The sequence below is a fragment of the Streptomyces glaucus genome (genome assembly GCF_039533365.1).
Lineage (GTDB): Bacteria > Actinomycetota > Actinomycetes > Streptomycetales > Streptomycetaceae > Streptomyces > Streptomyces glaucus.
Genome location: NZ_BAAATK010000096.1, coordinates 1 through 10961, shown reverse-complemented (window position 1 = coordinate 10961; position 10961 = coordinate 1). Strand labels below are relative to the sequence as shown.

General features: G+C 76.5%; 9 protein-coding genes. 5 read left to right on the top strand and 4 right to left on the bottom strand.

All coding sequences use genetic code 11. From position 1 onward, the window contains the following. Window positions 1–100: 100 nt before the first annotated feature. Entirely contained in the window at window positions 101–376 is a 276-nt protein-coding gene (locus ABD363_RS31870) for a hypothetical protein (RefSeq protein ID WP_344609926.1), read from the bottom strand. 563 nt (window positions 377–939) lie between these two features. On the opposite strand from ABD363_RS31870, the gene ABD363_RS31865 reads away from it, so the two are divergent. The 3 genes from ABD363_RS31865 to ABD363_RS31855 all read left to right on the top strand — a co-directional run bounded on the left by ABD363_RS31865 (window position 940) and on the right by ABD363_RS31855 (window position 4375). After that, entirely contained in the window at window positions 940–2547 is a 1608-nt protein-coding gene (locus tag ABD363_RS31865) for a PucR family transcriptional regulator (protein WP_344609924.1), read from the top strand. Window positions 2548–2798: 251 nt separating this feature from the next. Further along, entirely contained in the window at window positions 2799–4142 is a 1344-nt protein-coding gene (locus tag ABD363_RS31860; RefSeq protein ID WP_344609923.1) for a type III PLP-dependent enzyme domain-containing protein, read from the top strand. 26 nt (window positions 4143–4168) lie between these two features. Next, on the top strand, window positions 4169–4375 hold the full coding sequence (locus ABD363_RS31855) for a hypothetical protein (protein WP_344609921.1): 207 nt from the start codon (window positions 4169–4171) through the stop codon (window positions 4373–4375). A gap of 314 nt (window positions 4376–4689) precedes the next feature. Here the strand turns inward: ABD363_RS31855 and ABD363_RS31850 are convergent, their stop codons facing one another. Together ABD363_RS31850 and ABD363_RS31845 are read right to left on the bottom strand one after the other, a co-directional pair. Beyond that, a complete protein-coding gene (locus ABD363_RS31850; protein WP_344609932.1) occupies window positions 4690–6246 on the bottom strand; it encodes a carboxylesterase/lipase family protein in 1557 nt (518 codons plus the stop codon). Between the two features lie 183 nt (window positions 6247–6429). Next, a complete protein-coding gene (locus ABD363_RS31845; protein ID WP_344609919.1) occupies window positions 6430–7137 on the bottom strand; it encodes a maleylpyruvate isomerase N-terminal domain-containing protein in 708 nt (235 codons plus the stop codon). A gap of 727 nt (window positions 7138–7864) precedes the next feature. Between ABD363_RS31845 and ABD363_RS31840 the strand changes: the two genes are divergently transcribed. Continuing rightward, on the top strand, window positions 7865–8221 hold the full coding sequence (locus tag ABD363_RS31840; protein WP_344609930.1) for a PRC-barrel domain-containing protein: 357 nt from the start codon (window positions 7865–7867) through the stop codon (window positions 8219–8221). Window positions 8222–8455: 234 nt separating this feature from the next. On the opposite strand, the gene ABD363_RS31835 is transcribed toward ABD363_RS31840, so the two are convergent. Then, entirely contained in the window at window positions 8456–9946 is a 1491-nt protein-coding gene (locus ABD363_RS31835; protein ID WP_344609928.1) for a SulP family inorganic anion transporter, read from the bottom strand. Between the two features lie 448 nt (window positions 9947–10394). Between ABD363_RS31835 and ABD363_RS31830 the strand changes: the two genes are divergently transcribed. Next, the gene (locus ABD363_RS31830) at window positions 10395–10811 is read left to right on the top strand and encodes a MerR family transcriptional regulator (RefSeq protein ID WP_344609917.1); all 417 of its coding nucleotides are present in this window, start codon (window positions 10395–10397) and stop codon (window positions 10809–10811) included. Window positions 10812–10961: the final 150 nt, after the last annotated feature.

Sequence of the window (10961 nt, the reverse complement as noted above, 5' to 3'; positions counted from 1 at the left end):
CGGCCCGCGCGGCCGCCGCCGCGCTGCCCGAAGACGCGCGGCCGCCGGCCCCCGGGGGGCCGCGGCACGGCGGCCGGCGGACGGGGCCGCCGGCCGGGCCTCACTCGTCGCTGTCCGCGGGCTCCTGGAATTCGGGCGCGAGCGGGCCGCGGTCCTCCGCGTCCTGTCCGGCGAAGGCGGCGGTGCTCGTGTCGTCGTCGACGGCCCTGCGCACGGCGGCCTCCTCCTCCACGGCGTCGGCGGCCCCCTCGGACGGGTCCCCGCCCGGCTCCTCGGTGCGCCGCGGCCAGCCGGCGTCGGCGTGGGTGAGCTGGTCGTCGTGCTCGGCGCGCATGCCGGACCGGTGCGCGGGCCTGCGGTCGTCGTGGCCGGTCATGGCCTCTCCCCTGATCGGACCTGATCGAAGCGGAACCCGGCGGCCCGCCGCGGTGGGGCGCCCCCGGGCGGTGACGGGCGTGCGTCCCGGCGGACGTGCCGGGACCCGCGCCGTGCGTCCCGGTGCCGGGCCGGCCGCGGCCACGCTGCCGAGCCGCCCGGCACCGGGACGCACGAGTACCTCCGGGGACGTCTGCGCAATCCCGCCGGGCCGCGGCACGGTTCCCTTCCCGGCCGAAGAGCCCGTCCCGGCGAACCCCGAGCCGTCGCGGTCCGTCCGCCCGGGGACACCGCGGCCCCGGCCGCGCCGCGCGGTGGCGGCGGCCCCGCGCCGGGGACGCGACCGCCGGTGCCCCGGACCGACGGCGAACCGGCCGCCCGCGCCCGCCCGTGCGGCCGTGCGCCGTTGAGGACCGAGCCCTCCTGTGGTGTCGTACGGTTCTCGGACGCGGCCGGGCGGGCGGCCGCGCGGGGCATTCGACCGCGGCCGGGCCGCGCGGACATGGGGGGATCGCTATGGGGGCGGACGCGTTAGCGGAGTGGGGGGCCGCGGCGGCGTCGCAGGTGACGCTGGAGGGCCTGCTGTCGGTGGTGGGCGCGGGGTCGCTGGAGCTGCACATGGCGCCGGGCGGCCTCGGGGCGCCCGTCACCGGCGTCACCCTGCTGGACCCGCTGGAGCCCGGCTTCCGGCCGCGGGAGCTCCTCCTCGCGGTCGGGGTCGACGCGCGGTCGGCCCACGCCGTGGACGTTCTGCGGCGGGCGGGCGAGGAGGGCGCCGCCGGGGTGGTCTTCGGCCCGGTCACCGCGGGGGAACCGGGTCCCGCCCTGCGCAGGGCGGCCGAGGAGGCCGGTACGGCGGTGCTGTTCCGCACGTCCTGGTGCACCTGGGGCCAGTTGGTGGGCGTACTGCGGGCGGGGCTGGCCTCGGCGGGGCTTCCGCCCGGCCTGTCCACGCAGGCCGTGGCCCTCGGCGACCTCAACGGGCTGGCCGACGCGGTGGCCGCCCTGGTGGGGGGCGCGGTGACGATCGAGGACATGGAGTCCCGGGTGCTCGCCTACTCCTCCACCGACACCGAGGAGGACGTCGACGAACTGCGCCGGCTGACCATCCTCGGCCGCCGCGTCCCGCCGTGGCGCGTCGCCGCGATGCGGGAGGCCGGGTTCTTCCGGGCGCTGTGGGGAACGGGCGACGTGCTGTACCGGCCGGCGCACGGGGCGGACCCCGAGCGTCTGGTGGGGGCCGTGCGGGCGGGCGGCGAGGTGCTGGGCTCCATCTGGGTGGCGGCGGTCGCGGGGCGCTCCCTCGCCCCGAACGCCTCCGAGGCCCTGCGCGCGGCGACCCGGGCGGCCGCCCCCCACCTGCTGCACCACCGTACGCGCGGCGCGGACACCCGGCTCGTGGAGGACGCGGCGCGTGCGGTGCTGGAAGGACGCGGCTCCGCCGGGGTGCTGGCCGAGCGCGCCTCGCTGCCGGAGACCGGGAACAGCGCCGTCCTCGCCGTGCACGCCGGGATCGACCAGGCGGACGACGCGGCGTCACGGCTGCACGGCCTGCTCGCGCTGCACTGCTCCGCGCACGGCCGCCGGGCCGTCGTCGTGTGGGCCGGCGGGACGGTGCTGGTGGTGCTGGGCGCGCTGGACCACGACCCGCGGCGGGCCGACGCCCAGGTGGCGGAGCTGGGGACGTCGCTGGCGGAGCGGTTGCCGGCCGCGCTGGGCACGACGGTGCGGGTCGGCCTGGGCGACGTGGTCGCGGGCCTGGCGGACCTGCCCGGGTCCCGCCGGTCGGCCGAGCTGGCCCTCGACGCGCTGACGGCGGCCGGGGGACCACGCCTCGTCGCCCGGACCGAGGACGTCGCGGAGACGATCGGCCTCATGCGGGTCATGGACGCGTTGCGGGAGGTGCACCTGCCGCAGGGGACCCCCGTGGCGCGGCTGGCGGCGTTCGACGCGGAGCACAGCGGGAGCTGCCTGCTGGAGACGCTGCGGGTGTACCTCGACCACTTCGGGGACGTGACCGCCGCCTCCCGCGCCCTGTGCGTGCACCCCAACAGCCTGCGGTACCGGATCCGCCGCATCGTCCAGGTCTCGGGAATCGACCTCGGCAGCCCCGACGCCCGGCTGCTCGCCCAGATCCAGCTGCGGTTGCGCGACCGCGGCGCCGGTCGCTGACCGGCGCCGCCGGACCGGCCGGCGAGCGGCCCGCGCTCCGGCGCGTTCGGCCGTCGGCACCATGCCACGGCCCGTTCTTCGTGGCCCCGCACAACGGCGGTGCGCCCCGCCCCGGGCACTGCCCGCGGCCGGCGGTCCCCGCGGCCGCGCCTTTGAGGTCTCCACGAAGACGTCCCCGGAGGGGGGCGGGCAGCCTGGGACTCCGCCCGGGTTCACCGGGCGTCCGGCGCACCGACCGTGGAGGAACACCCGTGACCGACCTCACCGACGCCACCGAACGGCGTGAACACATCCTGCGAGCAGCCGTACGGCAGGGGCTGCTGGACCCCGGACGGTCCCTGCTGGCCGGGTTCGTCGACCTCGACGGCGTCGCCCGGACGGTGGGCGCCCTGCGCGCGGCGTTCCCGGGCTCGCTCTCCGTCCTGCACGCCTTCGCGGCGAAGGCGAACAGCCTGGTCCCCGTGCTGGCGGAGCTGAGGGAGCACGGCATGGGCTGCGAGGTGGCGACGGGCGGCGAGCTGGCCCGGGCGCTCGCGGCGGGCTTCCCGCCGGAGAGGATCGTCTTCGACTCGCCGGCCAAGACCCGCGCGGAACTGGAATGGGCCCTCGAACTGGGCGTCGCGATCAACGCGGACAACTTCCAGGAACTGGACCGGATCGACTCGATCCTCGCCGGACGCGACCCCGCCTCGCGGATCGGCGTGCGCGTCAACCCCCAGGTGGGCGGGGGAACGATCGCGGCGATGAGCACCGCCACGCGGACCTCGAAGTTCGGCATCCCCCTGTCGGATCCGGACAGCCGCCGGGAGGTGCTGCGGGCGTTCCGCGACCGCCCCTGGCTGACCTGGGTGCACACGCACGCCGGGTCGCAAGGGTGCCCGCTGGACCTCATGGCCCGGGGGGTCGCGGAGGCCGTCGCCTTCGCGGACGAGGTCAACCGCGTCCTGGGGCGGCGCCAGGTGACCGGGATCGACATCGGCGGCGGCCTGCCCGTCAACTTCGCCGACGACGAGGTCACCCCCGGTTTCGGCACCTACGTCGACCTGCTTCGCGCACACGCGCCCGACCTGTTCTCCGGCAGGTACGGGATCGTCACCGAGTTCGGGCGGGCGGTCCTGGCCAAGAACGGCTTCACCGCCGCCTACGTCGAGTACACCAAGACCGCGGGCGGCCGGCCGATCGCCCTCACCCACGCCGGTGTCCAGGTCGCCACCCGGACGGTGTTCGCCCCCGAGGCCTGGCCGCTGCGGATCACCGCGCACGCCCCGGACGGCGGGGCGAAGCACGGCAGCCCCGTCCGGCAGGACATCGCCGGCCCCGCCTGCTTCGCCGGCGACCTGCTGGCGCGGGACCGGGCGCTGCCGCTGCTGGAGCCGGGCGACCTCGTCGTGCTCCCGGACACCGGCGCCTACTATTTCTCCACGCCGTTCCACTACAACAGCCTGCCGGAACCGGCCGTGTACGGCGTCCGGGTCGACGGGGACGGCCGGGTCGACTTCACGCTCGTCCGGCCCGCCCAGGACCCCTACGAGCTGACGGGCCCGGACGGGCGGACCGTGCTCGCCCCCCGGCCCGGCGGCCTCGTACGCCACTGACCGTCGTCCACGCGAGGAGCACCGAGGTGGGACAGGAGAACCGCACGCGGGGCGAGGGGAACACGCCGCTGCTCAGCCAGCGCGCCGCCGTGGTGTTTCTGCTGGCGGCGCTGGTCGGCGTCGGCGCCGCCGTCCTGGCGGTCCTGGCCGGCAACGTCTGGCCCCTCGCGGTCAGCGTCGGCGGCGGTGCGGGCGCCATGGCGGTCGTGTTCTTCAACCAGATCATCGACTAGTGCCGCGCCGGCGCCCGGAACTGCGGCTTCCCCGGCCTGTTCCACCCGTTCACCGTCCGGGCCGCCGTGCGGGCCTCGGCGACGCGGGGCGCCCCCGCCGGAGCGTTCCTCCGCGCCCTCCCGCCGCACGCCGGTGGGCGGCCGGCCCGGTGTCCGCTGCGGCGCGCGCCGGGCCGCCGCCGCGGTGGGCACCGGGCCCTGGCCGGGTCGCTCCTCCGGGTCCTGGAGCGGGAGCCGGGCCGCGGACGACGCCGGGCCCCGAAGCCGTGCGGGCGGTGCCGGGCGCGCTCCCCGGCGAAAGGCCGCCGGCGGTGTCAACGGCGGGCGTCCGCCGGGCGGGGGCCGCGGGGCAGGGGTTGGCGAAGACGCTCCCAGAGCTTCCGCGTGCCGGCCCCCGGGTCCTCGTGCACGGCGGGGGCGCCGTCGCCCAGCCGCAGGACGGACCGCCGTCCGCCGTAGGCCGGCCAGGACGGCAGCGGGTCGCCGGGGGCGCCGGTGCCGCCGGGGCGGCCGGTCCGCGCGAAGGAGGTCCACGCCCCGCGCATCCGGTCGGAGAGGTCCTGCGGGGCGTCGGGGCCGGTGAGCGGTCCGGAGAGGTTGCCGAAGACGAAGCCGATCTCCGCCATGTGGCAGGCGCCGAGGGCGCCGTCCAGGGCGGGCGAGGGCCGTGCGAACTCGTACACGAAGGTCTCCGCCCCCTGCGCGGCACGGGCCTCGGCCACCCGGAGGGCGGGAATCCGGTAGGCGTGGTCGCTCATGGCGGCGGACAGCAGGTCGCCGGGGGTGGCACGGGGGTGCGCGGCGGCGTAGACGGCGCGGGCCCGGACGGGGTCGAGCCCGAGTCCGGCCAGGAAGCCGTGGAGCACCTCGTCCGTGACGCGGGGGGCGATCCCCAGCGGGACGAGGAAGAGACGGAACTCCTCGGTGGTCGTGCCGGTGAGCAGATCGACGTCCCGGCCGGCTCCGCCGGCGAGCGCGTCGATCGGGCGTTCGGGGAGGGTGGCGCCGTCCACGACGGGCAGCACGGTGGTGCCGCCGCCCGCCGACTCGCCCCACTGCCCGGGATCGGCGGCCTGCGCGATCTCCCGGCCGAGGGCGCGGTCGGCGGCGACGAGCCGCTCGGGCGGTACGGCGGCCAGCCCGTCGCGCGTCGGTTCCGCGCCGGCGAGGGCGGCCAGCCGCTCGGTGACGCGCCGGGCGACGTCCTCGGGGTGGCTGTGGTGACCGGCGCCGCTCTGCGTGATCGCACGGCGGAACAGCCCCCGGGCCCGCGGCATCGTCATGAGCGCGGTGATGCCGATGGCGCCGGCGGACTGGCCGAAGACGGTGACGTTGTCCGGGTCGCCGCCGAAGCCGGCGATGTTGTCGCGGACCCATTCCAGCGCGGCGATCTGGTCGAGGAGGCCGAGGTTGGACGTGCCGTCGGGCAGCAGGAGGAAGCCCTCCGCGCCGAGCCGGTAGTTGAGGGTGACGCACACGACGCCGTCGGCGGCGAGCCGCGTGCCGTCGTAGACGGGCAGGGAGCCGGCCCCGTTGCGGAACGCGCCGCCGTGGATCCAGACCATCACCGGCAGCCGGCCACCGGTGCGGCCCGGGGCCGGCGTCCACACGTTGACGCTCAGACAGTCCTCGCCCGACGGCGGCGCCTCCCCCAGCAGTCCGGCCATCACGGGAAGGTAGCCGGGCTGGGGCGCGGCCGGGCCGGGCACGAACGCGTCGCGCACGCCCTGCCACGGCTCCGGTGGCTCGGGGGGCCGCAGACGTCGCGGGCCGAACGGCGGGGACGCGTAAGGGACGCCCGCGAACACCGTGACCCCGCCTCTCCGGCGTCCGCGTATCCGGCCTGACGTGGTGGGGACGGTGACGTACATGGGACCTCGCAACGTTGTCGATCTTTCCGCACCACCTCAGCGCACCCGCGCCGGCCGGACAACCCGTTTTCCGGCGGCCGCCTCCGGGCCGGCCGCGCCGCGGCCGGCTTCCACCGGGGGCTTCGCCGGCGGGAGGGGCAAAGGTTCCCCGCCCCGCGCCGCTCGCCGCCCGCGCGCGCGGGATCAGCCGCCGTGCGGCGCGGACTCCCGCGGCGAGCCCGCTCCGCCGGGCAGGGGGTCACCGGGCCGGCGCGGCGCTCCGTACCAGCGCCAGTCCGTCCGGCGGGGACGGCCGGGCATCTCGACGCGGCCGGTGGCCCACAACAGGGTGGACGACGCGTCGCCGGTGACGGGCACGTCCGGGAACAGCCGGGCGAGAACCCGCCGGCTCAGGTCCTGCGGGGGCTCCCACGCGCGCTGGATCCCCCGGGTGATGTCGTACGTGTGGACGAGGGTCTCGACGACGCCCATGGCGGCGAACCCCTCCGGGTCGGAGGCGCCGAAGACATGCGGGGCCAGCACGGTGGGAGCGGCGTTGTCGACGGCGGTCGCGAGCAGTCCGCCGCAGGCCTCGACGACGGTCAGCAGCCCCTCGGGCCCCGCGGCCCGGTCACCGAAGACGACGTTGGCCGGTCCTTCGGGCCGGTCGCGGGAGATGCGCAGCGGCACGCGCGGGACGCCCATCGGATGCGCGAGTCCGAAGCGCAGCGCATAGGTGAGCAGATCGTCCGCGAGGTGTTCCAGGGTCTCCCAGCAGGTCCACTCCAGGTCGCCGGCGCGAGCGTCCCACCGGGCGGCCGGGACGCCGGCGAGGGCCTCCACGCAGCGGGCGACGGCCTCCCGCACATGTTCCCCGCCGACCAGCGCACTTGATTCTCCGGAACGCGACACGGGAGCAGGTTACAAGGCGGCGCCCGCACCTTCGTTCCCGGGCCGCCGTCGCGTTCGGCGAGGTCGCGCGGGGACGGCCGCGCCGGGGGACCGCCGGACGCGCCGTGCGGAGCGGGCCGGGGCCGCGGCGGCGGCTGTCCCGGGCGCGCCGGGCCGGCCGTCCGCTCGTCCGGGTGCGGGCCGCCCGGTTCTCCGTCAGGGTGGGAGGAGCCGTCCGCGCGCGGGAGGAGCGCGCGGGGAGAAGGGGTGGAGGCAGTGGCCGACGCGACGACCGGCGACGAGCGGCGGGGAAGCCTCGGCAGCCTTCCGGGAACCGGCCGGCGTGACGCCGTTCGCCCGGAGAGGCGGCCTGCCGTCGGCGAGCCGCGGACGGCGGGGCGGCACGGGGACGGCGTCGAGCCGGCCGGGCGCGCCCCGGGTCGCGCGATCACCGAAGTTCTGCGCGAGGGAAGGACGGTTCCCCGCACCCGGTCCACGCGCACCTGCGCGAGGTCGACGGCCGCGTCCGCCGCCTCGCGCAGCGGCCGCCGGAAGACGGGCGCGACACGCGGTGGCGTCGCTCGTCGGCGGGCCGGGGCCCGGCCCCTTGCCGACGAGAATCGGACGGGGCGACGGGAACGCGGACCGTGCGACGCCGCCGGCCGCCCCCGTCCGGCGCTCGCGCGGCCGGCGGGCGGGCGGCGACGACGCCGCGGGCCGCGGCCGGGAACACCCCTGGAGGTTCATGATGTTCGAGGCATGCGATATCCGTGAGTGGCGGGATCACGACGTCGTGGACCCGGACGGTCACAAGATCGGCGCACTGGAGTCGGTCTACGTGGACACGGTCACCGACCAGCCCTTCTTCGCCACGGTGACCGTCGGCCTGCCCACCCGCCGCCGCCTGGTGTTCGTCCCCCTCACCGGTGCGACGGTCGGTCCGGGGTATGTGAAGGTCGTCCACGGCAAGGACGTCGTCAAGAAGGCCCCGGCGATCGACGTCGACGGTGAACTGCCCGCCGCCAAGGAGCCGGAGGTCTTCGCCCACTACGAACTGGACTACGCACCGGGCGCCGGCGGCGAGCGACGTCTCGCCCGCCGTTGACGCACCGTGGCCGCCGGGGGGGGAGCGGCGCTCCGTTCACTCCTGCGGCGTGGCGCTGCGCGCCGGCCGCGGGCACGGGGGCCGTTCCGGCGGCCGCGGGCGGCGACGCCCGCGCCGGCGAAGGTCCGCCGGCGCCCGGGCCGGGGCGATCGCGCCCGCCTCGCCCTCCTCCGGGGGAGGCGGGGGGCGCTCCCGGCCCGGGTGGGGTCGGGGCGGCCGGGCGGGGTGGTCCGGTCAGTGGCCGGCCGCGAGCTCGCCGCTGAGGCGGCCGTGCAGACGGGCGCTGGGTTCGTTCAGGCCGGTGATCTCGACCTGCTTGCCGCGCTGGGCGTACTTGGTCTCGATGGCGTCCAGGGCGGCGACGGAGGAGGCGTCCCAGATGTGGGCGGCGGACAGGTCGATGACGACCTTGGCGGGGTCGCCGGCGTAGTCGAACCGGCCGACGAGGTCGTTGGAGGAGGCGAAGAACAGCTCGCCGGTGACCCGGTAGACCACGGTGGTGCCGTCGGGGTCGAGGACGGCGGTGACCTCGGCGAGGCGGGCGACCCGCTTGGCGAAGACGACCATGGCGGTGATCGAGCCGGCCACCACGCCGACGGCGAGGTTGTGGGTGGCGACGACCACCGCGACGGTGATCACCATGACGGTGATCTCACCGGCGGGCATCCTCCTGAGGGTCCCGGGGGCGACGGAGTGCCAGTCGAAGGTCGCGAACGACACCATGACCATGACGGCGACCAGGGCGGCCATGGGGATGTCGGAGACCACGGGTCCGAAGACGATGCACAGCACCATCAGGAACGCCCCGGCGAGGAAGGTCGACAGGCGGGTGCGGGCGCCGGACACCTTCACGTTGATCATGGTCTGGCCGATCATGGCGCAGCCGCCCATGCCGCCGAAGAAGCCGGTGACGATGTTGGCGATGCCCTGCCCGATCGACTCGCGGGTCTTGGAGGAGCGGGTGTCGGTGATGTCGTCGACCAGCTTCGCGGTCATCAGCGACTCCATCAGGCCGACCAGGGCCATCGCGAAGGCGTAGGGGGCGATCGTCGTCAGGGTGTCCAGGGTGAAGGGCACGTCCGGCAGGCCCGGCACCGGCAGCGAGGAGGGCAGGGCGCCCTTGTCGCCGACCGTGGGCACGGCGATCCCGGCCGCGACCGTGACGACGGTGAGGACGACGATCGACACCAGCGGCGCCGGGACCACGGTGGTGACCTTCGGGAAGAGCACCATCAGCGTCAGCCCGGCCGCGATCAGCGGGTACACCGGCCAGGGCACGTCGGTCATCTCGGGAACCTGCGCCATGAAGATGAGGATGGCGAGCGAGTTGACGAAGCCGACCATCACCGAGCGCGGCACGAACCGCATCAGCTTCGCCACCCCCAGCGCGCCCAGGACGACCTGGAAGACCCCGGCGAGGATGACCGCGGCGACCAGGTGGCCCAGGCCGTGCTCGCGGTTGAGCGGTGCGATCACGAGGGCCACGGCGCCGGTGGCGGCGGAGATCATCGCGCGCCGTCCGCCGACGACGGCGATGGTGACGGCCATGGTGAAGGAGGCGAACAGCCCGATCGCCGGGTCGACCCCGGCGATGATCGAGAACGAGATCGCCTCGGGGATCAGCGCGAGCGCGACGACGAGGCCGGCGAGGACCTCGGTGCGCCACACCTTCGGATCACGCAGCCAGTCGGGCCTGAGAGCGCGCAGCCGCGTGGCGGGGGACAGTACGGAAGAGGACAAGGAAGCAGCTACCTGTCGTGCTCGGGCACGCCCCGGGGGGCAGGGCGGGGCGCGCGGAAGACGGCGTGGGAGGCCGGGTCGGCGTCCCACGACCGACCGCTGAAGGGCCGGAGGTCGAGGACGGAGCCGAGGGGCGCGAGCGGGTGCGCGTCGGGGCTCTGGTCAGGGGCGGGGAGTCACGGCGGACAGGCGGCGGCGCCGGGCACCACGGACTCGCGCACGCGTCTCTCCTGCACCACTCGGATTCATCGCCGGGGGCGGCGTCGGCCCCGACACGGCAACGGTGGGGCCAGGACGCCCGCACCACGCACGGAGGGGGACGTCGCTGGAGGTCCGTCCTCCCCCACGGCAACTCTACCCTAACGTTAGAGTAGGGATCGGCGGACTGGACGGAACGCAGCGCCGTCGACAGCGAGAGGGCCGGGTCGGGGACGTGAACAGCAAGCACATGCAGATCGGTGAGGTCGCCGCGCGGACCGAGCTGTCCCTGCGCACCATCCGGCACTACGAGGAGACCGGCCTCGTCGTCCCCTCGGCGCGCTCGCAGGGCGGCTTCCGTCTCTACACCGAGGCCGATGTCGCCCGCCTGATGGTCATCCGCCGCATGAAGCCGCTCGGCTTCACCCTGGACGAGATGCGCTCCCTGCTGGAGGCCACCGACCGCCTGGACGCCGGCGAGGAACTGCCGCCCGAGGAGCGGGAGGAGCTGCTGGGCCGGGTGCGCGGCTACGAGGAGGCCGCGCGGCAGCGGGTGGCCGACCTGCGCACCCGGCTGGCCCGGGCCGAGGAGTTCGCGGCCACGCTGCGCGAACGCCTGGTGCAAAGCGCCGCGCCGGCGAAGGCCCCCTAGCCGGGGCCGGGCGCCCCGGACGCTGGTCGGCCGCCGGGCACGTGCGGCCCGGGCGCCGGGCGTGCGCAGCCGCGTTCGAGGAGCCGGCCGGGCGGGCGCCCCGGGACGGCCGTGACCGCACCGGGGCGCGAGCGGTGGAGGGGGCCGTCG